General features: G+C 72.4%; 20 protein-coding genes and 1 tRNA gene. 10 read left to right on the plus strand and 11 right to left on the minus strand.

What is annotated here, in order from left to right; translation table 11 throughout:
* Window positions 1-32: 32 nt before the first annotated feature.
* Window positions 33-1,589, minus strand: a complete 1,557-nt coding sequence (locus AC27IY_RS01410) for a M48 family metallopeptidase (RefSeq protein ID WP_487176865.1) — start codon at window positions 1,587-1,589, stop codon at window positions 33-35.
* Between the two features lie 80 nt (window positions 1,590-1,669).
* Here AC27IY_RS01410 and AC27IY_RS01415 point away from each other — a divergent pair, with 80 nt between their 5' ends.
* Both AC27IY_RS01415 and AC27IY_RS01420 read left to right on the plus strand, forming a co-directional pair.
* Window positions 1,670-2,890: a deoxyguanosinetriphosphate triphosphohydrolase gene (locus tag AC27IY_RS01415; RefSeq protein ID WP_423473225.1), complete on the plus strand. Its 1,221-nt coding sequence runs from the start codon at window positions 1,670-1,672 to the stop codon at window positions 2,888-2,890.
* Window positions 2,891-2,935: 45 nt separating this feature from the next.
* The gene (locus AC27IY_RS01420) at window positions 2,936-4,093 is read left to right on the plus strand and encodes an NAD(P)/FAD-dependent oxidoreductase (protein ID WP_487176866.1); all 1,158 of its coding nucleotides are present in this window, start codon (window positions 2,936-2,938) and stop codon (window positions 4,091-4,093) included.
* On the opposite strand, the gene AC27IY_RS01425 is transcribed toward AC27IY_RS01420, so the two are convergent.
* The gene (locus AC27IY_RS01425; RefSeq protein WP_487176867.1) at window positions 4,071-4,991 is read right to left on the minus strand and encodes a M23 family metallopeptidase; all 921 of its coding nucleotides are present in this window, start codon (window positions 4,989-4,991) and stop codon (window positions 4,071-4,073) included. The genes AC27IY_RS01420 and AC27IY_RS01425 overlap by 23 nt on opposite strands.
* Before the next feature lie 124 nt (window positions 4,992-5,115).
* Here AC27IY_RS01425 and dnaG point away from each other — a divergent pair, with 124 nt between their 5' ends.
* The gene (dnaG, locus tag AC27IY_RS01430) at window positions 5,116-6,957 is read left to right on the plus strand and encodes a DNA primase (RefSeq protein WP_423445135.1); all 1,842 of its coding nucleotides are present in this window, start codon (window positions 5,116-5,118) and stop codon (window positions 6,955-6,957) included.
* Window positions 6,958-7,358: 401 nt separating this feature from the next.
* Complete coding sequence (gene rpoD / locus AC27IY_RS01435) at window positions 7,359-8,462, plus strand: RNA polymerase sigma factor RpoD (protein ID WP_245774956.1); 1,104 nt, start codon at window positions 7,359-7,361, stop codon at window positions 8,460-8,462.
* 70 nt (window positions 8,463-8,532) lie between these two features.
* Here rpoD and AC27IY_RS01440 read toward each other — a convergent pair whose 3' ends face one another.
* From AC27IY_RS01440 to AC27IY_RS01470, 7 genes are read right to left on the minus strand one after another with little or no spacing between them, the layout of a single operon-like run.
* On the minus strand, window positions 8,533-9,342 hold the full coding sequence (locus AC27IY_RS01440; protein ID WP_487176868.1) for a transporter substrate-binding domain-containing protein: 810 nt from the start codon (window positions 9,340-9,342) through the stop codon (window positions 8,533-8,535).
* On the minus strand, window positions 9,339-10,721 hold the full coding sequence (locus tag AC27IY_RS01445) for a hypothetical protein (protein ID WP_487176985.1): 1,383 nt from the start codon (window positions 10,719-10,721) through the stop codon (window positions 9,339-9,341). Before AC27IY_RS01445 ends, AC27IY_RS01440 begins: the two co-directional genes overlap by 4 nt.
* A gap of 2 nt (window positions 10,722-10,723) precedes the next feature.
* Complete coding sequence (locus tag AC27IY_RS01450) at window positions 10,724-11,356, minus strand: FHA domain-containing protein (RefSeq protein ID WP_364451831.1); 633 nt, start codon at window positions 11,354-11,356, stop codon at window positions 10,724-10,726.
* Complete coding sequence (locus AC27IY_RS01455) at window positions 11,356-12,645, minus strand: vWA domain-containing protein (RefSeq protein ID WP_364451383.1); 1,290 nt, start codon at window positions 12,643-12,645, stop codon at window positions 11,356-11,358. The genes AC27IY_RS01450 and AC27IY_RS01455 overlap by 1 nt, the downstream gene beginning before the upstream one ends.
* Window positions 12,642-13,610 carry a PP2C family protein-serine/threonine phosphatase gene (locus AC27IY_RS01460; RefSeq protein ID WP_487176869.1) on the minus strand — a complete coding sequence of 323 codons (969 nt, stop codon included), beginning with the start codon at window positions 13,608-13,610 and terminating at the stop codon, window positions 12,642-12,644. The genes AC27IY_RS01455 and AC27IY_RS01460 overlap by 4 nt, the downstream gene beginning before the upstream one ends.
* On the minus strand, window positions 13,601-15,745 hold the full coding sequence (locus tag AC27IY_RS01465) for a tetratricopeptide repeat protein (RefSeq protein ID WP_487176870.1): 2,145 nt from the start codon (window positions 15,743-15,745) through the stop codon (window positions 13,601-13,603). Before AC27IY_RS01465 ends, AC27IY_RS01460 begins: the two co-directional genes overlap by 10 nt.
* Window positions 15,742-16,911 carry a hypothetical protein gene (locus AC27IY_RS01470; RefSeq protein ID WP_487176871.1) on the minus strand — a complete coding sequence of 390 codons (1,170 nt, stop codon included), beginning with the start codon at window positions 16,909-16,911 and terminating at the stop codon, window positions 15,742-15,744. Before AC27IY_RS01470 ends, AC27IY_RS01465 begins: the two co-directional genes overlap by 4 nt.
* A 187-nt stretch (window positions 16,912-17,098) precedes the next feature.
* Between AC27IY_RS01470 and AC27IY_RS01475 the strand changes: the two genes are divergently transcribed.
* Genes AC27IY_RS01475 through AC27IY_RS01485 form a run of 3 tightly spaced genes read left to right on the plus strand, consistent with a single transcriptional unit; the run spans window position 17,099 to window position 19,034 of the window.
* Entirely contained in the window at window positions 17,099-17,257 is a 159-nt protein-coding gene (locus tag AC27IY_RS01475; RefSeq protein ID WP_020545297.1) for a hypothetical protein, read from the plus strand.
* 32 nt (window positions 17,258-17,289) lie between these two features.
* Window positions 17,290-18,564, plus strand: a complete 1,275-nt coding sequence (locus AC27IY_RS01480) for an amylo-alpha-1,6-glucosidase (RefSeq protein WP_344204731.1) — start codon at window positions 17,290-17,292, stop codon at window positions 18,562-18,564.
* A complete protein-coding gene (locus AC27IY_RS01485) occupies window positions 18,561-19,034 on the plus strand; it encodes a hypothetical protein (protein ID WP_344204729.1) in 474 nt (157 codons plus the stop codon). The genes AC27IY_RS01480 and AC27IY_RS01485 overlap by 4 nt, the downstream gene beginning before the upstream one ends.
* Before the next feature lie 25 nt (window positions 19,035-19,059).
* On the opposite strand, the gene AC27IY_RS01490 is transcribed toward AC27IY_RS01485, so the two are convergent.
* A complete protein-coding gene (locus AC27IY_RS01490) occupies window positions 19,060-19,389 on the minus strand; it encodes a YtxH domain-containing protein (RefSeq protein ID WP_329582618.1) in 330 nt (109 codons plus the stop codon).
* A gap of 127 nt (window positions 19,390-19,516) precedes the next feature.
* Between AC27IY_RS01490 and AC27IY_RS01495 the strand changes: the two genes are divergently transcribed.
* Window positions 19,517-19,588 (plus strand) — tRNA-Asn (locus tag AC27IY_RS01495).
* A 145-nt stretch (window positions 19,589-19,733) separates the two neighbouring features.
* Here AC27IY_RS01495 and AC27IY_RS01500 read toward each other — a convergent pair.
* Entirely contained in the window at window positions 19,734-20,312 is a 579-nt protein-coding gene (locus tag AC27IY_RS01500; protein ID WP_364451396.1) for a TetR/AcrR family transcriptional regulator, read from the minus strand.
* Window positions 20,313-20,415: 103 nt separating this feature from the next.
* On the opposite strand from AC27IY_RS01500, the gene AC27IY_RS01505 reads away from it, so the two are divergent.
* Both AC27IY_RS01505 and AC27IY_RS01510 read left to right on the plus strand, forming a co-directional pair.
* Window positions 20,416-21,333: an alpha/beta fold hydrolase gene (locus tag AC27IY_RS01505; protein WP_487176872.1), complete on the plus strand. Its 918-nt coding sequence runs from the start codon at window positions 20,416-20,418 to the stop codon at window positions 21,331-21,333.
* A 233-nt stretch (window positions 21,334-21,566) separates the two neighbouring features.
* Window positions 21,567-22,667: a nitric oxide synthase oxygenase gene (locus tag AC27IY_RS01510; RefSeq protein WP_487176873.1), complete on the plus strand. Its 1,101-nt coding sequence runs from the start codon at window positions 21,567-21,569 to the stop codon at window positions 22,665-22,667.
* The last annotated feature ends 49 nt before the right edge of the window (window positions 22,668-22,716 follow it).

The raw sequence follows: 22,716 nt of genomic DNA on the forward strand, positions 1-22,716 counted from the left end.
AGGGGGCCGCACGGTCCCCTCCACCAGGCCGGTCAGCCCTGTGGGGTGAGAGCGGGCGGTTGCGGCGCGGCGGGCGACTGCTGGACGGCGGGCGGCTGAGGAGCGGCTGGGGGCTGCTCGACCGGGACGTAGTCATGCCGCATGCCGTGGTCGCCGAGCCACCGCCGCAGCCCCGCCACCGCCTCCGGGTTCGCCGCGACCTGGGCCGCGTACTCCGACAGCGCCACCTCCTCGCCGTCGTCGTAGAGCAGCCGGGCGGGCCCCGACCACGACAGCGTCCACCGGGCCTGGCCGAGCTGGATCAGCACCGCCTCCAGCGCCTGCCCCAGCACCCCGGCCAGCAGCGTCTCCGACGGGTTCCAGCCCAGCTCCAGCAGCCGCGCCTCCAGCTCGGCCTGCCGGCCCCGCGCGATGGCCTCGAAGGCCGCGTCCAGGTACGGCTGCGGCGACCCCATCACCCGCTGCCCGGCCACCGCGAGGTCGTGCAGCGCCTCGGCGTTGCGGCCCGCGTACATGCCCTGGGCCACCAGCTCCTCCCACCCCACCGGGCGGAGCGCGGACAGCGCCTCGGGTGTCCACATGGAGTTCTCGACCGCCTGCGCGGCCACGTTGGCGTCCATGAGCAGGGCCAGGGCCGGGCGCGGGTCGGGGACGTGCTCGGGCTCGGGCAGGCGCTCGATGGCGGCCAGCCGCTCGGCCAGGCCGGGGTGCGAGTCGTACGGCGAGACCTCCTCCGGCTCGGCCCCCAGCTTCGCGATCTGGGCCTGCCGCTCCGGGTCGCCCATCATCCGCTGGAAACCGCCGAACACGGCGGTCGGCCGCCCGCCGCCCGCGCCGGCCAGCGACAGGTAGCCGTTGACGTAGATGTCCCAGCCCAGTGCCGTCGCGTGCACCTTGGTCAGCGCCCCCGCCATGGCCTGCCGGCCGCCGATCGCCACCGCGAGCCGGTCGGCCTCCAGCTCCTGCCGGCGCGAGACGGCCTGGGAGATCCGCAGGTAGAGCTTGGCGTACCAGGTGAACAGCTTCTGGATGAACGGGTGGCCGCCCAGCCCCTGCACGGTCGCGATGAGCGCGACCCGGCCCCGGTAGACCGGCGCGCCGAGCCGCGTGTGGGCGCCGCTGTAGTGGCCGAGCTCGTGCCCGAGCACCGCGCGCATCTCGTCCACGGTGAGCTGCTGGAGCAGCGGCAGCCCGATGAACATGCGCCGCCGCGTCGCCCGCAGCCCCAGCCAGCGGGTGTCCTCCGACACCGCCGCGTTGACCTCGGCGACCAGCCTGATCTCGTCCGGCGGGGCGGTGCGGACCCGCCGGGCGAGGTCCTCGACCAGCTGCCAGAGCACCGGCTCGTGCTCGCGGCCCACGGCCACGCCCGGCTGCTCGCCGTCCTTGCGGCGGCTCACCATGACCAGGGCCCGTACGAGCGCGCCCGCGGCCAGGGTGAGCACCACCGCCAGTTTGAGGGTGCCCGCGCCGAAGTCGACGATGAGCAGGACGTCGAAGAACACCGCGGCCGCCAGGACGAGGCCGACCAGGAGGTAGAAGCCGGCGAGCAACGTGAAGGCCAGCACCGCTCGGAACGCTGTGGTCATGGGGAAGGACTCCCGGGGAAGGGGTTCTCGCGAGGCTTGACACTAGCGGAGACATGAAACTGGATAAAATCGTCGAACCAATGCCGCACTACGATGAGCACGACCAGGAGCGTTGGGTTCCGGAACCTCCCGGCAATCCTGAACGCTCCGCGTTCGAACGCGACCGCGCCCGCGTCCTGCACAGCGCCGCCCTGCGCAGGCTCGCCGCCAAGACCCAGGTGGTCGGCCCCGGCGAGGCGCTCGGCGGCGGCCAGCACATCCCCCGCACCCGGCTGACGCACTCGCTGGAGTGCGCCCAGGTCGGCCGCGAGATGGGCGCCACCCTCGGCGTCGACCCCGACCTGGTGGAGACCGCCTGCCTGGCCCACGACCTCGGCCATCCGCCGTTCGGGCACAACGGCGAGGTGGCGCTCAACCGGCTGGCCGCCACCTGCGGCGGCTTCGAGGGCAACGCCCAGAGCCTGCGCCTGCTCACCCGGCTGGAGGCCAAGGTCCTCACCGAGGACGGCCGCAGCGCCGGGCTCAACCTCACCAGGGCCGCGCTCGACGCCTCCGTCAAGTACCCGTGGACCTGCGACAAGGGCGCCAAGTTCGGCGTGTACGACGACGACCTGCCGGTCTTCAAGTGGATCAGGGAGGGCGCCCCCGAGGGCCGGGTCAGCTTCGAGGCGCAGATCATGGACTGGGCCGACGACGTGGCGTACTCGGTGCACGACCTGGAGGACGCCCTGCACTCGGGCCACGTCGTCCCCGAGGCCCTGCACTCGCCCGCCGAGCGGAGGCTCGTCTGCGAGACCACCCGCACCTGGTACACCCCCGGCGCCGACCTCAACGAGCTGGAGGAGGTCTTCGGCAAGCTCGTCGCCGACCCGCTCTGGCCGCGCCGCTTCACCGGCACCCTGCCCGAGCTGGCCGGGCTGAAGGCGCTCACGAGCGGTCTCATCGGCCGCTTCTGCCGCTCCGCCCAGGCCGCCACCAAGGAGATGCGCAGCGCCCGCCACCGGTCCGACCTGGTCGTCCCGCACGCCACCCGGCTGGAGTGCGCGCTGCTCAAGGGCGTCACCGCCCACTACGTCATGACCACCGAGGACCACAACGCCAACCAGGCCCGCCAGCGCGACCTCATCACCGAGCTCGCCTCCCTGATCACGCTCGGCGCGCCTGGCACGCTGGAGCCCGCCTTCCGGCCGGCGTTCCTGGAGGCGGCCGACGACGCCGCCCGCGTCCGGGTCGTCATCGACCAGATCGCCTCGCTCACCGACACCTCGGCGGTCGCCTGGCACCGGCGGCTCACCCGGTGACCCGATCCGCTTCCCCGAATCCCGCCCGGGGCGGATACTGCGCCCATGGCCACATATGTGATCGTCGGCGGCGGGCTTGCCGGGGCCAAGGCCGCGCAGACGTTGCGCGAAGAGGGCTTCGACGGTGAGATCGTGCTGTTCGCCGCGGAGAGCGAACGGCCCTACGAGCGGCCGCCCCTGTCCAAGGACCATCTCCTGGGCAGGAGCGAGCGCGAGGCCGTCTTCGTCCACGCCCCCGAGTGGTACGCCGACAACGCCGTGGATCTCCGTCTCGGCATGCGGGTCACCCGCATCGAGCCCGAGCACCATGTGGTCCGGCTCGGCAACGGCTCGCGCCAGCCGTACGACAAGCTCCTGATCGCCACCGGGGCCACCCCGCGCCGCCTGCCCGGCCCGGCCGCCTACCTCCGCACCCTGGCCGACAGCGAGGCCATCAGGGAGGGCCTGGCGCGGGCCGAGCGCGTCGTCGTCATCGGCGCCTCCTGGATCGGCCTGGAGACGGCCGCGGCGGCCCGTGCGGCCGGCTGCGAGGTCACCGTCGTCGAGCCCGAGCCCACCGCGCTCCACCGGGTGCTCGGCCCCGAGGTGGGCGGCGTGTTCGCCCGCCTGCACGCCCGCAACGGCGTCGACCTGCGCTTCGGCATCTCCGCCGCCGAGGTCACCGCGACCGGCGTGCGGCTCAGCTCGGGCGAGCGGCTCACCGCCGACCTCGTCGTCGTGGGCATCGGCGCCGCGCCCGAGGTCGAGCTGGCCCGCGAGGCGGGCCTGGAGGTCGGCCAGGGCGTCCGCACCGACGCCGCCCTGCGCACCTCGCACCCCCACGTGTACGCCGCCGGCGACGTCGCCGAGTCCTTCCACCCGCTGTACGGCCGCCACCTGCGCGTCGAGCACTGGGCCAACGCCCTGCACGGCGGCCCCGCGGCCGCCCGCTCCATGCTCGGCCAGGAGGTCGTGCACGACCTGATCCCGTACTTCTACACCGACCAGTACGACCTCGGCATGGAGTTCTCCGGCCACATCGACGGCTACGACGAGGTCGTCTGGCGGGGCGACGTGGACGGCCTGGAGTTCGTCGCGTACTGGCTGCGCGACGGCCGGGTGGTCGCCGGCATGAACGTCAACGTCTGGGACGTCGCGGACGGCATCCAGGAGCTCATCCGCTCCGGAACGGTCGTCGACCCTAAGGAATTGTCGTCGGGTTGAGCGTCTCCTTGTCGGGGATCTCGTCCTTCTTCTCGGCGGTCTTGCGCGGGGTGGGCCGGGGCGTCTTGCTGGGCGTCGGCGGCTGCGCCCGCCCGGCGCACTGGACCGTGCAGGCCGGCGTCTCGCCCAGCTTGGCGCGCAGCTTCAGCGTCTCCTCGCGCGGCGACAGGGTGCGGTTGCCCTTGGCCCAGGCGTCGAGGTAGTCCCACGGCTCGACCATGCCCCGGCGCACCCACCAGTAGGCGGGGCCGGTCTTCCACGAGATCGCGAAGTAGAGGTTGGCGCCGGTGTCGCGGGCGTTGCCCGAGCGGCCCACCTTCCCCAGCACCTGGCCGGCCTTCACCCGCAGGCCCGGCTTGACGCCGGCGTCCACCGAGTCGAGGTGGCCGCCGAGGTAGCGCACGCCGTCGTCGCCGATGACCGTGACGAACCTGCCCTCCCGCGTCCAGCCCTCGTCCCTGGCCGGCGTCCATCCGTTCTGGACGTTGACCTCGTCCACGACGCCGTCCACCGGCGCCACGAACTCGCAGCCCTGCTTGGCCCAGATCGTCGTCTTGGGCAGCACCAGCAGCTTGCGCTGGTAGCTCGTCTTGCAGCCCTTGACGGGGAAGGTGTAGGCGTACTTCGACAGCTTGGGAGGCGGCACCCTGACCGGGTCGTCGCCCTGCGGCGGCTGCTCGGCGGCGGCCTGGTGCTGCGCCGACGGCGTGGGGCCGGGGACGGTCGCGGTGGCCGCCGGCGTGCCCGAGGACGGGGCCGTGGTGGGCGACTTGGCGCTCACGCCCGCCAGCCCGGTCGCCTGCGAGCAGGCGCCCGTCAGCAGCACGGCGCCCGCGACGGCCGCCCATCGTCCGAGATGCCCCGATCGCATGATCTCCACCCGTGTCACCGCTTCCACGAACTTTACCTTTGTAGCCGACCGGGGACCCCCGCCGAGCCGCTTTGCCGCGATCCCCCGAGGGATGAGCCCATTCTGGCGGCAGGTGCGGGGAACGTCAGCGGGGCGGCATAGACTCACCGGCGTGGCTGGCCGGATCCGTGACGTCGACATCGCGCTCGTGCGCGAACGCTCTCCCATCGCCGAGGTCATCGGCGAGCACATCCAGTTGCGCAACGCCGGAGGCGGCAACCTCAAGGGGTTGTGCCCGTTCCACGACGAGAAGTCGCCGTCGTTCAACGTCACGCCCGAGCGCGGCATGTACTTCTGCTTCGGCTGCTCCGAGGGCGGCGACGTCATCACGTTCGTCGAGAAGATCGAGCACCTGTCGTTCGGCGAGGCGGTCGAGCGGCTGGCGCAGCGGGCCGGCATCCACCTCCAGTACGAACAGGGCGGCTACGTCCCCAAGCGCGACCACGGCGAGCGGGCCCGGCTGATCGAGGCGCACAAGGCGGCGGCCGAGTTCTACGCGGGCAAGCTGTTCGCCCCCGAGGCGGCGGCCGGGCGGCGGTTCCTGTCGGAGCGGGGCTTCGAGCGGGCCGACGCCGAGACCTTCGGGGTGGGCTACGCGCCCAACGAGTGGGAGGCGCTGACCCGGCACCTGCTGGGCCGCGGCTTCTCGACGGACGAGCTGGTCAAGGGCGGGCTGGCCAAGGAGGGGCGGCGCGGCCCGATCGACCGCTTCCGCGGCCGGCTGATCTGGCCGATCAGGGACGCCACGGGCGACGTGATCGGTTTCGGGGCGCGGAAGTTGCTCGATTCCGACGACGGGCCCAAATACCTGAATACGCCTGACACCCCGCTTTACAAGAAGAGCCAGGTGCTTTATGGGATCGACCTCGCTAAACGGGAGATCTCCAAGCGCAGCCAGGCGGTGATCGTCGAGGGCTACACCGACGTGATGGCCTGCCATCTGGCCGGGGTGCCGACGGCGGTGGCCACCTGCGGCACGTCGTTCGGCGAGGAGCACATCAAGATCCTGCGCCGGTTCCTGCTCGACCAGGCCGAGTTCCGCGGCGAGGTCATCTTCACCTTCGACGGCGACGCGGCCGGGCAGAAGGCGGCGCTGCGCGCGTTCGCCGACGAGCAGAAGTTCGTCACGCAGACCTACGTCGCGGTGCAGCCCGACGGGCTCGACCCGTGCGACCTGCGGGTCAAGCAGGGCGACGCGGCCGTGCGCGACCTCGTCGCGAGCCGCGAGCCGCTGTTCCAGTTCGCGATCAGGAGCACGATCTCCCGCTACGACCTGCGCAGCAACGAAGGCAAGATCGCCGCTCTCGACGCCGCCGCGCCCATCGTGGCCGGCATCAAGGACGCCGGGCTGCGCAAGCGCTACGCGATCGACCTCGACCGCTGGCTCGGCTTCATGGACGAGCGGTTCGTCATGCAGCGCATCGCGGCGGTCGCCGGGGCGCAGCAGGGCCGTCCGCAGCGCGCCCCGCAGGCGGCGCCGGTCGATCCCGGCGTCCGGGTGGAGGCCGAGCTGCTCAAGCTGGCCGTGCAGCGTCCCGCGCTGCTGGGGCCGCGTTTCGACGCCCTCGACCCGCAGGCGTTCACCGCGCCCGACCACGTCGCCCTGCACCGGGTGGTGGCCGCCGCGGGCGGCCTCGCGGCGGCCGGTCACGGCGGCAGGGAGTGGGTCGACCTGCTGCTGGAGCACGCGCACGAGGAGGGCTCGCGGGCGCTGGTGACCCGGTTCGCGGTCGAGCCGATCCAGGCCGACGCGCACGCCGAGGAGCGCTACGCGGGGGCGATGCTGGCGGCCATCGAGGCCATCGCGGTCGACCGGGCCATCGCCCAGGTCAAGTCGCGCATCCAGCGGCTCAACCCGGTGGAGGAGCAGCAGGAGTACAACAAGCTGTTCGGCGAGCTGGTGGCGCTGGAGCAGCAGCGCCGGGTGCTGCGCGAGCGCGCGGCAGGAAGCTGACCCCGGAAGCCGACCCCGGAAGCAGACACCGGAAGCTGATCGTCCGCGCCGGGCGAAGGTAACGGTTCGGTCGCGACTCCAAGCGGCAAACCCGGCTGGTTGGCCCGGGAACCTGGCGCGGTCCAGCATGCGACAAAGCGGGTGGACAACGTGGTCCGGGCAGCGAAAGAGTCGCGTCCGGCCGGAGGGGCCCGCCGGGCGCGAGAATGCTGATCGCGTAATTGGCTTTACTTTCCTGATCAAACTCCGGCCAAACCTAATTCCGATCTCAATTCGGTAAGGACGGAGGTCTTACCTTCGGTGACAAAAATGGGTCTGCCATTTGACGGAACCAATACTGCAGACTGTCTCCCGTGGGTGCATCGGTGCTGCCAAGCGGACCGCCATCGGTAGATCTTCAGGTGGCGGACCTCGTCGCGAAGGGAAGGGAGCGCGGGAGCGTAACCGTCGATGACGTCGCCGCCGCGCTTGACCGATCCGAGCTGCCGTCCGACGCGCTGGAGCGCGTCGTGCGCATGCTCGCCGAGAACGGCGTGGAGGTCCTCGAGCCCCAGGGCGACGAGGAGTCCACCCGCGCCGATGAGGAAGACGTAGGCAAGCGGGCGCCGACCAGCGATCTGGTCCGCATCTATCTGCGGGAGATCGGCCGGGTGCCGCTGCTGACCGCCGAGGAGGAGGTGGAGCTCGCCAAGTCGATCGAAGCCGGCCTGTTCGCCGAGGACAAGCTGGCCGGTGGGGTCTCGCGCCTGGCCTTCCCCGAGTTCAGGGAGCTCGTCTGGCAGGGCACGCGGGCCAAACAACGCCTCATCGAGGCCAACCTCAGGCTCGTGGTGTCGATCGCCAAGCGGTACGTCGGCCGCGGCATGCTGTTCCTGGACCTGATCCAGGAGGGCAACCTCGGCCTCATCAGGGCCGTCGAGAAGTTCGACTACACCAAGGGCTACAAGTTCTCCACGTACGCGACCTGGTGGATCAGGCAGGCGATCACCCGGGCCATCGCCGACCAGGCGCGGACGATCCGCATCCCGGTCCACATGGTGGAGACCATCAACAAGCTCGTCAGGGTCCAGCGCCAGCTCCACCAGGACCTCGGCCGCGAGCCCATCCCCGAGGAGATCGCCAAGGAGATGGACCTCCCGGTCGACCGGGTCGTGGAGATCCAGCGCATCGCCCAGGAGCCCGTGTCGCTGCAGTCGCCGATCGGCGAGGAGGACTCCGACCTCGGTGACTTCATCGAGGACGCCGACGCCGTCGTGCCCATGGAGGCCGCGGCCTTCATCATGCTGCAGGACCAGCTCGACGACATCCTGGCGACGCTGTCCGACCGGGAGCAGCGCATCATCCAGCTCCGCTTCGGGCTGGCCGACGGGCATCCGCGCACGCTGGAGGAGGTGGGCAGGGAGTTCGGGGTCACGCGGGAGCGCATCAGGCAGATCGAGTCGAAGACCCTGGCCAAGCTCCGCCACCCCACGCGGGCGCAGATGCTGCGCGACTACCTCGACTGAGCGGACGACCGGAGGGCGGGAGAGCGGGCCAGGGCTTGACGCCCCGGCCCGCTCGGCTTCCCGCGCGACGTCAGGAGCAGCCCTCGAACTGCGGCACGGCGATCGTGCCGAGGTGCAGCCCCGACTTGCCGAACCACTTGTGCAGCAGCTTCGACGCCGTCCCGTCCTGGTACATGTCGATGATCGCCCGGTTGAGCTCCTCACAGCCGGGGACGTCGCCCTTGCGCAGCCCGACGCCCGTACGCTGCTCGTTGAACTGGGCGTTGGCCAGCCGCAGCCCCGAGCCGTCCCGCATGGCGAGGCCCGCCAGGATGACGTCGTTGGTGGTGACGGCGTCCACCTGCCGGCTCTTCAGCGCCTCCAGGCACTGCGCGTAGTCGTCGAACGGCACGAGCTGTGCCGCGACCTTGCGCTCCTCGGTGACCCGTTCGGCCGCGTTCGACCCCTTGACCTGGCAGATCCGCCGCCCCTTGAGGTCGCGCACGTTCTTGAACGTCTCGTCGGGCCGCATCAGGATGTCCTGGTAGGAGATGTGGTACGGCCCCGCGAACAGCACGTTGGCCTTGCGGTCCTGATCGATCGTGTACGTCGCCACCACCATGTCGGCCCGCCCGTCGAGCAGCACCTTGTCCCGGTCGGCCGCCAGCGCCGGCAGGAACGTGACGCCCTTGCCCAGCTTACGGGCGAGGTAGCGGGCCACGTCCACGTCGAAGCCCTCGAACGTCCCGTCGGCCTTGCGGAACCCGACCGACGGCAGGTCCGGCCGCACCGCGATGACGAGGTCGTCCTTGTCGACGATCGACTCGACCTCGCCGCTCGCGCAGCCTCCGGCCGCCAGCGCGGCCACCAGGGCCGCCGTCACCGCCAGCACCCGCTTCACCGGTACTCCTTGAGTCGAGGCCACACCCCGGCGATCAGCAGCAGGCCGATCCCGCCGATCGCGAAGGGCAGCAGCCGCCACAGGTTGTCGAGGGCGTTCTCGCCGCGGCCGATGGCCCGCTCGAAGTCGGCCTCGTGCTGGCCGGCCAGCGCCACCACCGCGCGGTCGTAGGCGTCGAACGCCTGCGTCGCCGTCGTGAGCCGGGCCGCCACCGCGCCGTTGTCCCGCCCGGCCAGCGCCAGCTTGCGCAGGTCGGCGTCGGCGGCCTGGAAGCCGGCGAAGGCGGTGGCGACGTCCCGGCCGCGCGGGCCGATCAGCTCGGGCCCGAGCAGGCCGAGCACCTTCGTCTCGCCCTTGGTCACCTTGGCCTGGTAGGTCTCCAGGTTGCCCGCCGGGACGTAGAAGAGCGACTGCGACTTGTCCAGGAACGTGTGCTCGTAGGTGTCGGCCCGCTCCTTGTCCAGCAGATAGCGGCTCTGGTCGCCCTGCATGCTGTTGCTGATCGCCCGCGTCCTCGCCAGCGTCAGCACCGAGTCGAACGACGACTTCTTGGCCTCGCGCAGCGCGTCCTGGTCCTGGCTCAGCACGTTCGAGCCGAACACCAGCGCCAGCGCGGTCGTGACCGTCGCCACCAGCAGCGCGGGGCCGAACACCCGGCGGAAGCGCCGGGCCAGGAAGATCTGCAGCGCCAGCAGGCAGCCCAGCGCGAGCAGCCCGGCCACCACCACCGCGGCCCGCAGCAGCGGCAGCATGAGCTGCTTGTCGTCGTAGGTGCGGCGCACGATGGTGCCGTTCTCCAGCGTCAGGTTGTACGCCTGCGGCAGCAGCACCATCCGCATGAGGTCGGTGGCCTGCCGGTAGGTCGCCACGACCTCCGCCGGCGGCGTGCCCGGCGCGTGCCCGGCGCGCTCGTCGAGCAGCAGGGCCTGCCCGGCCAGCCGCTCGTAGCGGCCGAGCCCGTCCAGCACCGACTGCACGGTCCGCCGCTCGGCCGGGTCGTCGCCGGACAGCTGGAACGCCTTCAGCAGCGCCTGGTTGGCCTCCGAGCGGCGGCTCTCGTAGCGGGCGAGGGCGTCGGCGCGGCGTTCGGCGTACCCGTTGCCCATCAGCAGGGCGTTGGCGACCTGCGCGTCCATGTCGCTGAGCGCCAGGTAGAGACCCGCGGTGGCGACGACCTGCGGCCCGGCGTCGCGGCCGATGACCTGGAGGCCGTCGCGGGCGCTGGAGCTGCCCACCGCCAGCGCCGTGAACAGCAGCGCGAGCGCGGCGGCGGTGACGCCGGTGAGCGTACGGACGCGGCCGGGCACGTTGCGCCGCCTCGGCGGGGGCGGCGGCGCGGGCGCCATCACGGGTGGAGCCGGGGGAGGGGCCTGCGTCATCGTCACGGGGTGCCCTCCCTGATCGTGATGACGGTCCACGCGCCCAGGTGGATGCGGTCGCCGGGGCCGATCCTCACCGGCACGTTCACCGTGAGCGGCCTGCCGTTGACCTGGGTGCCGTTCGACGAGCCCGGGTCCACGACCGTCCACGAGCCGTCCGGCTGGGCCAGCAGCACGGCGTGCAGGTGGGACACGCCCGGGTCCTCGGGCGGGCCGGTCAGGTCGATCTCGGGGGCGACGTTCCTGGCCCGGCTGCGCCGTCCGATGCGCACCTGCTCGCCGTGCAGCCCGAAGGAGCGTTCGGGGCAGTACGGCGGGAAGGCCACCCGGTCGGCGTCCGGCCCGCCCTCGGCGATCACCTTCTCGTAGTAGGCGCGGTCGGCGGCGGTGACCGCCTCCCACCGGGCCCCGGTGACCGGGAGCGGGACGGCCGCCCCGTTCCCGCTGTAGTCGTGGCCGCACACCTCGCAGAACTGGCCGGCGCGCGGCGTCTGGCAGATGGGGCAGCTCTCGGCGGTCGCGCTCTCACCGGAGGGCGCGGCGGGCTGGGCGGCGGGGGCGGCGGCCATCTGGGCGCCGCACACGTCGCAGTAGTCGTCGGCGCCCGACGCGTGCCCCTGCGGGCAGGTCGCCATCACGATCCTTCCTTGCGCAGCCGGCTGGTGCGCACCGATCCGGTGTCGAGCTCGATCTCGTCGGCCTTGTCCACGTTCCTGCGCAGCCGCGCGGTGCCGGTGGCCGGGTCCACCTCGACCACCTTCTCCAGCAGGCGGGCGGTGTCCTCGCGGCCGGACTCGACCGCGATCTCGCGGGCCTTGGCCAGCCGGGCGGTCGCGGTGTCCACGTCGCCGGCCGCGCGGGCGCTCAGCCCGTCCTGGATGAGGTCGTGCAGCTCGGCCTGGCCGGTGTAGTGGGCGACCTTGCCGTTGATGCGGGTGGACTGGGCGAGGTCGTCGGTCCACTGGGCGAGCACGTTGCCGCTGGCGAGCACGTCCCCGGTGTCGGGCCGGACGAGCTTGACCCAGCCCGCCCTGATCTCCTGGCCGATCTGGCCGGGCGGCACCTCGACGCACACGTGGTACTCGCGCTCCTCCGCGCCCCACGACCCGGTCGGGTAGTCGCCGGTGAGCGGGTTGACGTCGGTCCGCTTGCCGGTGAGGTCCAGCAGCACGGGGGAGACCTGCTTGACGAACTTCAGCCGCGCGGTCTGCGGCACCCACACCCGCAGCGACAGCTCGGCCACGGTCTTGCTCATCGAGGTCTGCGTGAGCCGGCGGAAGTACTCCGGCAGGTCGCCCTGGTCGCGGACGAAGTCGAACGTGCCGAGCATCGCCTCGGCCACCTTGCGCAGCTCGGCCGGCGCCCAGTCGGCGCCGACGCCGAGGCAGTCCACCACGAACTTGCCGCTCCAGGCGGCGAGCACGGACGCGAAGACGTCGGCGCGCTCGTTGTTCTGGCCGTCGGTCATCAGCAGCGCGTGCCGGATCGCCGACGGGTGCGCGGTCAGCAGGTGACCGGCCAGCTTCAGCCACTCGCCGATCGCGGTGCCGCCGTGCGCGAGCAGCTTGTCGATGGCCCGGTGCGCCTCGGCCCGCGTCGCGGGGGTGGCCTTCACCAGGTGCGGGTTGCCGCGCGGGTAGACCATCGTGGCCCGCTCGGTGCCGGCGATCACCGCGAAGTACGCGCCGTCGCGCAGCGTCTGCACGGCCGTCACGGCCGCCTGCCGCGCCTCGCGGATCTTGCTGCCGCTCATCGAGCCCGAGGTGTCCACGATGATCACCTCGGCGGCCTCCGCGGGCCCGGCCGCCTGCGTGGTGATCCCGCCCGTGGCGCCGACCGTCAGGATGGCGTGCACCTCGCGGCCGTCGAGGGGGAGATATTTGTTCTGGTCGATCGTCAGCGTGAACGTCGGCTGGTCACTCACGGGAGTTCTCCTAGGGGGATCAGGGCGATCGTGATGTTGTCCTGGCCGCCGGAGTCCAGGGCGTGCCGCAGCAGCTCGCGGGCCAGCTCCTGGGGATCGCCGGGGGCGGGGAGCGGGTGGCCGTCCAGGTAGCGCCACAGGCCGTCGCTGCAGACCAGCAGCAGGCCGGGGCCCTGCGGCTCGAACACGCGCACGTGCGGCCGGACGTCGTCGGCGTCCGCGCCGAGCCAGGCGGTGATCTCGCCGGTCTCGATCGCGTCGTCGGTGGTCAGCAGGGCCCCGCCCGGGGGCCCGTCCGGCGGCCCCTCCGGCGGCCCGCTCGGGAGCTCGGTCGACGGCACGGTCGGGAGCTCGTCCGGGAGCCCGCTCGGCGGCCCGGCCGGGGGTTCGGCCGGCAGCCAGTACGCCCGCGTGTCGCCCGCCCAGGCCAGGCTGATGCGGCCGTCCCTGACCACGGCGGCGACGTACGTGCAGGCGGGCGCGTCGTCCACGGACGTCGCGAGCTTGGTGACCGCCCGCCCCGCCAGCTCGAACGCCTCCTCGTGCGCCAGCCCCCTGATGAGCGCCGCGCTCGCCGCCTCGACGGCCACGGCGGACGCCTCGTCGGCCCTGGGGGAGCTGCCGACGCCGTCGCAGACCACGGCCACGGTGGACCGCCCGGCGGCGAGCAGCGCGACCGCGTCCTCGTTCCTGCTGCGCCGCAGGCCCCGGTCCGTGACCGCCGCCGCGCCGCCCTCCAGGACGATCTCGGCGTGGTCGCGTCCGGTCGGCTGGCGCAGCCCGCACCGCTCGCAGTAGCCCTCGGCGTCCACGGCGGCCGCCCCGCAGGACGCGCACGTCGGCGAGCCCAGCGTGTGGCCGCACTTCTCGCAGTAGGCGTAGCCCTCGTACACCGGCGTGCCGCAGACCGGGCACGCCCCCGACCCGGCGTCCGCCGGGCGGGCCTCCGGGGCCGTCACAGCCACGTCCGGGGACGTACGGCGTTGGCCTGGTCGATGAGGGCGTGCCGCTCCTGGCGGGTGGTGGCGGCCACGGCCAGCCGCCGGTAGATCGACTCCAGCCGCCTGCGCAGCCCCGACTTGGTGAACGCGGCCTCCGCCAGCCGCAGGCCGGGCGGCGGCGCGTTGGACGCCAGCCAGGCCAGGCCGCCGTGCAGCAGCTCGGCGGTGAGCAGGTCGCGGCGGCGGCCGTCGAGGTCGGTGAGGCGGGTCAGCCGGTCGGCCGCGGTGACCAGCTCGCCGGGGACGATCGCGGCCGGGTCCGGCCGGCGCGCCGCCGACACGGCCAGCGCCACCTGCGCCGCCACCCGGTAGCTCGACGTGGCCGGCACCTCGTCCAGCACGCTCAGCCGGCCCGTACGCGCCAGGCCGAACGCGGCGCTCACGTAGCCGTGGTCGGTGCGCCAGACGGTGTCGTACCAGGGGGCGGCGTGCCGGCCCGCGCACTCCAGCGCGAACGCCAGCGCCAGCTTGGGCGCCGGCTCGCCCGGCAGCAGCGACAGGCACGCGTCGAACATCGACACGGCCGTGTCGAGCCGTCCGGTCGCCATCGCCAGCACGCCGCGGTACCAGGTGACCCGCCAGTCGCCGGGCAGCTCGGCCGCGAGCTGGTCGAGCACCACCGGGGCCTCGGCGGCGCCCTCCTCGGCGAGCAGCCTGGCCCGCATCAGCCTGGTCTCGGGCGTCCGCGGCATCGCGGCGAGCTGGTCCACGAGATCCTTGCCGTCCAGGCCGAGCAGCCCGGCCAGCGCGCCGGCGGCCGGGTCGGCCGGGTCCACCAGCGGCACCGGCAGCTCGGCGGCGACGGCCGCCGGGTCGAGCGGCGCGAGCACCGCCCCGCCGCCCTCGGCCAGCGCCGTGCCCACCGCCCCCCGCTCCGGCCCGAACAGCGTCGAGGGATGCGGGTACGGCACCCCGTCCTCCTGCGCGCACACCTCGCGCAGCACCCCGACGAGCTGTTCCTCCATCTCCCAGGCGCTCTGGAACCGGTCGGCAGGGTCGTCGGCGGTGGCCCGGCGCAGCAGCCGGGTGAACGACGGGTGCCCGCAGTCCTGCGGCAGCGGCGCGCCCTTGCCGTTCTGCACCGGGCTGAACCCGGGGATCGCCAGCACGGCGAGGGTACGCGCCACCGTGTAGAGGTCGGAGGCCACCGACGCCGCGTGGGTCTCCAGCTCGGGTGCGTGGTAGCCGGCCGTGGCCCACGAGGTGCCGGGCGGCGAGCCGATGGGCTGGACCGCGCCGAGGTCGATGAGCTTGAGCTGGCGGCCGACCCTGATCACGTTGGCCGGCTTGAGGTCGCAGTAGACCATGCCGTTCTCGTGCAGGTAGCCGAAGGCGTGCAGGATCTCCCTGCCGTACATGAGGACCTCGCGCAGCGGCAGCGGGCCCTGGCGGCGCAGCTCGTGCAGCGACTGGCCGCCGACGTACTCCATGACGATGTAGCCGAGCCCGGCCGAGCGCTGGAAGTTGAAGATCTTGACGATGTTGGGGTGGTCGACCGTGGTGAGGAAGCGCCGCTCGGCCTCGGCCGCGGCCAGCGCCTCGGCGTCGTTGGTGTTGAGCAGGCCCTTGAGCACCACCCAGCGGCCGTCGAGGTTCTCGTCGGAGGCCAGGTAGATCCAGCCGAGCCCGCCGTGCGCCAGGCAGCCCAGCACCCGGTACTGGCCCGCCACCAGGTCGTCCTTGCCCAGTTTCGGGGCGAACGAGTACGGCGTGCGGCAGTGCGGGCAGAACCCGTCGGTCAGCCCGGGATGTCCGTTCCTGGATCGGCCGACGGGCTTGCCGCAGTCGGGGTTGGCGCAGTAGCGCTTCTCCTCCGGCACCTCCGGGTTGGCCATGACGGCGGTGGCCGGATCGCGGTACGGCACCGACGGCAGGTCGGCCAGCGTGGCCAGCACCCCCGCCCGCGACCGCCCGCTGCTGGCCGGCCCCGTCATGCGGCTCACCGGGTTGGTGACGGGCGAGGAGGGCTGGGTGGGCGGCGAGAGCGAGACCGAGGAAGGCGCGGACGCCGGGGGCGCGGCGGTCGCCGCGTGGCCGCACAGGTCGCAGTAGCCCTCTTCGATGGTCCCGGTGCAGCCGGGCTGCACGCAGCGGGTCATGCCTCACCTCCATGGATGGCACGCTGGTAGGTCTCGACGGCCGCGGCCGCCGCGGTCAGGTCGCAGGGGGCGCTCCAGAGCAGGGCGCGGGCCCGTTCGAACAGCTCGGCGGCGGCCTGGTCCTCCGCGAGGCCCTTGCGCACCGCCATCACCTGGCAGGCGCCGAGCCGGCCGCGCAGCTCGTCGCGCCGCCCGACCAGGCCGTACAGCGCCCTGGCCGTGGTCTGGGCCTGCCGGGCCGCGGCGTCGGCGTCGTTCTCCAGCCCGGACAGCCGCTTGGCGCGCAGCACCCACGAGTCGGCCGAGACGTCGAGCGCGTCGAGTGCGTCGGCCAGGGCGTCCACGCGGCTGCGCGGCTGGGCCTGCGGCGGCAGCGCGATCTTGACGACGACCGCGCCGTGGGCCAGCCGGGCCTCGCTCTCGGCGGCCCGCACCCGGTCGAGCGCGGCCACCAGGTTCTCGCGGCGGCGGCCGTACTCCTGCTTGACCGTGACGGCCAGCTCCAGCTCGGCGACGGCGGCGGCCAGCAGCCGGGAGACCCGGTCGAGGTCCGGCTCGACGGAGGCGCCGAGCGGGTCCTCGACCACGTCGGCGCGCAGCCGTACGAGGTCGGCGTCCGCCTGGCCCAGCCCCGGCGCGGCCTCGCCGAGGTCCGCCTCCAGCGCGCGGACGCGGCGCAGGGCGGCGTCGGCGGCGTCGAGGCGGGGGAGCAGATCGTTCCAGCGGGCGTCGATGTCGGTGAGGGCCGAGGTGACCTCGCGGAAGGCGGCGTCCATGCGGGTGACGGCCTGGTCGAGGGTCAGCCGCTCGTCCGCCTGCGGCAGCAGCGAGCGCTGCTCGACCGGCTTGGCCGCGGCCTTCAGCACCACCGACGGCCCGGCGAGCAGCGTGGTGAGCTGTTCGAGCTGGTCGGAGCCGAGCCGGCCACGGGAGTCCCTGATCTGCTCCGCGTCGCGTAACACGGCCCGGTAGGCGTCGTTCAGGCCCCAGAGCCTGGCCAGCGCCGCCTGGACGTCCGTCCAGCGGTGGGCGGTCGCCCCCCGTAAGGACGCGCCCTTGAGCAACTGGTAGGTCGTGTGGGATTCGAGGTCGAGCAGGTCACCGGAGATGCGGTCACGTTCGTCGGCGCGGGCGCGCAGCGCGTGCTCGACGCCTTCCCTGCTCATTGGTGGTCCCAGGTTCATCACGCTCCCCGGCGAAACCCCCCCGATTACCCCGTTTATACCGGGCACAACGGGTGGTCTGACGGCTTAAGTTCCTTTTGCTGGCAAGGGTCGGGGGGACCCCTGACTTGTCCCTGATTCAACCCTGTCTCGCCTGCAAACGGCTTAACGATCTCTTAGCGTTACGTACATGGGACGCATACTTCTGATCATCGCGGCGGTCGTGGCCGCGCTCGTACTGCTCGGCCCCCTGCTGGGGTTCGCGCTCACGCTGCTCAAGTGGGGGCTCATCATCGGCGCCGTCGCCTTCGGCGTCCTCGTGCTGTCGAAGTGGGCCAAGAGGACATAGCTTCTGGACGCTTCCCCAGTCATAGTTGGGTGATGGAGGCGCGGCCCGCGGTAGACGATGCCGCGCTCGGGCGCGAGGCGATGGCCGTGCTCGAGGCGAACTGGACGGGCTCTGGCACCGTGCCCGCTCCCGGGCTCTATCCCCACCAGTGGAGCTGGGACTCCGCGTTCGTCGTCATCGGTCTGGCCCGGCGCCGGCCGGACCGGGCCCGCGACGAGCTGCTGAGCCTGCTGCGCGGGCAGTGGGCGACCGGCATGGTGCCGCACATCGTCTTCCACACCCGCGAGGCGTACTTCCCCGGGCCGTCGCTCTGGCGCTCCCAGGAACACGCGGCCGCGCCGCCCGTCCTCACCTCGGGGCTCACCGCGCCGCCGCTGCACGGGCTCGCCCTGTGGTGGCTCTACCGGCACACCGGCGACCGTGACTTCGTCAGGAGGGCGTACCCGGCGCTGGTGGCCCAGCACGACTACCTGGCCTCGGCCCGCGACCTCGGCGGCGCCGGGCTCGCCGCCATCGTCCACCCGTGGGAGTCGGGCATGGACGACAGCCCCGCCTGGGACCAGCCGCTGCACAACCTGCCCGCCATCCACTACGGCTACCGCGGCGTCGAGCTCGCCGACCGTCACCCCGACAGCGACCACGAGCGCTACGTCTGGCTCGCCATGCGCTACCGCGACGCCGGCTACAGCGCCGGCTACCTGCGCGACGAGCACCCCTTCGCGGTCGAGGACCCCATGTTCAACGGCATCTGGCTGGCCTCCTGCCAGGCCATGGCCGAGCTCGCCCCGCTCGCGCACGCCGACCCCGCCCCCCACCTCGAACAGGCCGCGCGCATCAGGCGCGCACTGCTCGACCGCCTCTGGGACGGCGGCTTCTACGCCCGCGACCTGCGGGCCGGGGAGCTTATCAGGGTGGCCACGGTGGGCGGGTTCGGGCCGCTGCTCGACCCGGAACTGCCCGCCGAGCAGCTGCGCGCGGCCGTCGAGCTGCTGGAGTCGGCCAGGTTCATGGGCGCGACCGGCTACCCCGTGCCGAGCTGCGAGATCCGCGCCGGCCAGTTCGACCGCACCCGCTACTGGCGCGGCCCCTCCTGGGTCAACACCAACTGGCTGCTGCGCAGGGCCGCGGCGGTGCACTCGCTCGACCACCTCGCCCAGCAGCTCACCAACGGCACCCTCCGGCTGGTCAGGCAGGCCGGCTTCCGCGAGTGCTTCGACCCCTTCGACGGCAGCGGACGCGGCTGCCGCGACTTCTCCTGGAGCGCGGCGCTCACCCTCGACCTGCTCGCCGATACCGTGTGGGCATGAACATCTTTCGCCGGCTGCCCGCCGACGTGCGCAAATCCCTCGACCTGCGGCGAGGGGAGCGGGTCCTCACCTTCGCCGTCTCCGGCTCGGGCCACGTGATCGCCACGAACCTCGCGCTGCTGCTTCCCGACGGGACGCGGGTGCCGTACGAGGAGGTCGACAAGGCCTACTGGGACGAGCAGGGGCTCACCGTCCTCACGATGGCCGGCGTGCGCCACGTCGAGCCGGTGCCCGAGCCGCGCATGCTGCCCGAGACGCTCAGGGAGCGCGTCAACGCCACCATCGTGGTCAACAAGCACGTCGACCTGCCCGGCCGGGGCGGCGTACGGCTCGTCGCCAGGCGTCCGCCGGGCGGCGAGGTGCTCGGCTGGACCCTCGTCTTCGACGACGGCCTCGACCCCCAGGACCCCGGCCTGCGCGCGCAGGCCGAGCAGGCCCTGGAGGGGGTGCGGCGCAGCATGGGTGTGTGATCGCGCGCACACCCATGCCCGCCACCTAGTAGGTGATCCCGCTCTCCCGGGACTTGCGCTCCACGCCCGCCGTGACGTCCTCCTCCTCCGGCCAGCCAGTGGCGCCGTTGTGCTTGTGCGCGTCACCGCCCAGGAAGGGGATCCGATGCTGCAGCGTGTCGCCCACCTTGGTCCTGGCCGCGCCCGCGTACCTGGAGGCCTGGGCGCCGACGACGCCCGCGACCTCCTGCACCCTCGGGTTGTCGGCGACGCGCTGCGCCGCGCGCTTGATCTGCTCGTAGCGCTCGCGACCCGCCCGGCTGCCGAGTACGTAGCCGATGGCCAGTCCCATCGTGAATGTCATTCGATATCGCATGTCACACCTCCGCTGTCACCGGGCCTACCCCGGTAACGATGCGACACGCACTCCAGGAGTGCGCTAATCTATTCATGCGCACGACGGAGGGGCCGCAAAACCCCGCCGAGCAGCGCAAACAGATCGATCCCGCGTAGCTCAACGGCAGAGCAGCCGGCTGTTAACCGGCAGGTTATAGGTTCGAGTCCTATCGCGGGAGCATCTTCAAAGGCTCAGGCCCCCTTCCTCGGATCGAGGACAGGGGGCCTGAGTCGTTCCGGGGGCCGACGGGGGAGCGCTCAGCAGGGACGCCGTCCGGAGTGGGGCCGGCTGGGGCGATGAGCGAGGTTCCATGGCGCGGGGTGTCATCCGGCGCGGAAGATGCGGTCCAGGTGGCGGTCGAGGGCGTCGATCACGGTCTCCTCGGTGTAGTGGCCGATCAGGGTCGGGTTGACCAGTCCCTGGGTGATGGCGAACAGGAGCACCGCCTCCTGTTCGGGCACCAGGTCGGCCGGGGCCTCGCCGTTCTGCTGGGCGCGCCGGATCTGCTCGGCGAAGAAGAGGGCGTGGTAGGGGTAGCCCTCCCGCAGCGTCGCGGCGTACTCGGGAGCCACCGCCGACCGGGCGAGGAACGCCAGCGCGATGCGGGCCTCGGTGCGTCGTTCGTCGTCCAGGGGCAGCATCTCGATGATCGCGCTGCGGACGAGATCGCGTGGCGAGCGGGGATCGAGGCAGGCGTTGACCCGCTGGTAGATGCGCTCGTGCACGTGGATCAGCGCGAAGATCATCATCTGATCCTTGGTGGCGAAGTAGTGCTGGACGCTGCCCATCGACACCCCGGCCTCCGCCGCCACGTGTCGCAGGCTGACGCCCTCCAGTCCCTCGCGATCGACGATCCGTAGCAGTGCGTCGGCTATCTGCCTGCGCCGAGCCTGATGATCCACCTGTCTGGGCATGCCGTCCCAATTTTTCCCATGCAGTCGCATTGCAAGCGCTGCGTTCCGCTTTTACGATGCAAGTGCATTGTAAACAGCGCGGAGGAGGACCATGACCATCCGGACGACGCGCAACGACGCGGTGGAGATCGCCTACGAGACGTTCGGGCCGCCCGGCGGCGAGCCGTTGCTGCTGATCATGGGTACGGCCATGCAGATGGTGATGTGGCCCGACGACCTGTGCGCCATGCTGGCCGATCGCGGGTTCGCCGTGGCCAGGTTCGACAACCGCGACGCCGGCCTGTCGACCCACTTCTCCGAGGCCGGGCGGCCGGGCCTGGCCAAGGACTGGTTCAGGGCCGGCAGGGTGGCGGCGTACCGGCTGGAGGACATGTCCGACGACGCCCTCGCGGTGATGGACGCGCTCGGCTGGAGCAGCGCGCATCTCTTCGGGGCGTCGCTGGGAGGCGTCATCGCCCAGCTCACCGCGATCCGCCGCCCCGAACGGGTGCGCACCCTCACCGTCTCCTCCAGCTACGCCGGCTGGAGACGCGGCAGGGTGAACATGCGGACCGTGCTCAGGCTGATGCTCAGCCAGAGCCTCAGGAGATATCCGGCCGGACGGGAGGGGGCGGTCCGGCGTGTCGTGGACGCGATGCGCATCCTCGGATCGCCCGGCTACCCGCTGGACGAGGCGTGGTGGCGGCATGCCGCAGGGGTGTCCTACGACCGCGACTCCAGCCCCGCGGGCGGCGAGATGCGCCAGTCCGCCGCGGCCGGGGCGACCGGCGACCTGCTGCCTCGGCTGGCCGAGGTGAACCTGCCCACCCTGGTCATCCACGGCGAGGCCGACCCGATGATCCGGCCGAGTGCGGCGAAGGAGATCGCCGCCGCCGTCCCCGGCGCCCGGCTCGTCCTGTATCCGGGCATGGGGCACAACCTCCCGCGCGAACTCTGGACCGGCATCGCCGACGAGCTCTGTGCCCTGGCCGGCCGTACACAGCCGGGCCGGGAGGACGCGATGGGGTGAGCGTCCGAGTCCGGGGCATTTCTCGGTTCTCGGGACAAGGGGGGACTTGGCGGCGAAGATGGGTGGACCGGTCCCCAGGGGCCGGAAGCCGCGGGAACTGCGAAGGTGGCGAGGAGAGGGCGCCGCCGCCAGGACGTGCCGTCGTGACCCGGAAATCCGGCGGGGCGATCCGATGACCGAGAAGTGCTGATTGCCGCGTGCGTACCTGGATCAGGTCCCTCAGTCCCTTCGACATGCCCCGCACCCAGGCCTGGCTGGGGCGCATCGCCGACCTGCGTGAGGCGGAACGTTTCGTCAGGCTCTACCACGCCGAGAACCCCGGCGCGGGCGGCCAGGAGGCGCGTCTGCGCGACGTGGCGCGGGAGATCGCCCGTACGGGCACCTACACCCACACCGCCGACGAGCTGGTCTTCGGCGCCCGCGTGGCCTGGCGCAACAGCAGCCGCTGCATCGGCCGCCTCTACTGGCGCTCCCTCCGCGTACGCGACCGCAGGGACGTCTCGACCGCCGAGGGGGTGGCGCTCGAATGCGTCGCCCATCTGCGCGAGGCCACCGGCGGCGGCCGGATCAGGCCCACGGTGACGGTGCTCGCGCCCGACGGCCCGGCCCGTCCGGGGCCGCGGATACTCAACGACCAGCTCATTCGCTACGCCGCCCACCGGTCCCGTGACGGCAGCGTCACCGGCGACCCGCGCAACCTCTGGCTCACCGACCTGGCGAGGACCCTCGGCTGGCGGGGGAGCGCCGGCGGCAGGTTCGACGTGCTGCCGGTGATCATCCAGCCGGGGCTCGGCGACCCGCTGCTCTGCAACCTTCCGGGGGACGCCGTGCTGGAGGTGCCGCTGGAGCATCCCGACTACGGGTGGTTCGCCGAGCTGGAGCTGCGCTGGCACGCCGTGCCCGCCATCTCGGACATGTGCCTGGAGATCGGCGGCGTCTGCTATCCGTGCGCCCCGTTCAACGGCTGGTACATGGGCACCGAGATCGGCGCCCGCAACCTCGCCGACCACGACCGCTACGACCTGCTCGGGACCGTGGCGGAGCGGCTCGGCCTGGACACCTCGACCGAGCGCTCGCTCTGGCGGGACCACGCGCTGGTGGAGCTGAACGTGGCGGTGCTGCACTCGTTCGAGCGGGCGGGGGTGACGATGACCGACCACCACACCGAGTCCCGGCGCTTCCTCACGCACCTGGCGAAGGAGGAGAAGGCCGGGCGGGTCTGCCCGGCCGACTGGTCGTGGATCGTGCCGCCGCTGTCCGGCAGCGCCACCCCCGTCTTCCACCGCTACTACGACACCAGCGTCCTCACGCCGTCCTTCGTCCACCACCGCTAGCGGCGCGGGCCACTTGCCGCCATGGGATAGAACATGATTCTGTTGGCTT

The sequence above is a fragment of the Nonomuraea sp. B208 genome, assembly GCF_057536035.1.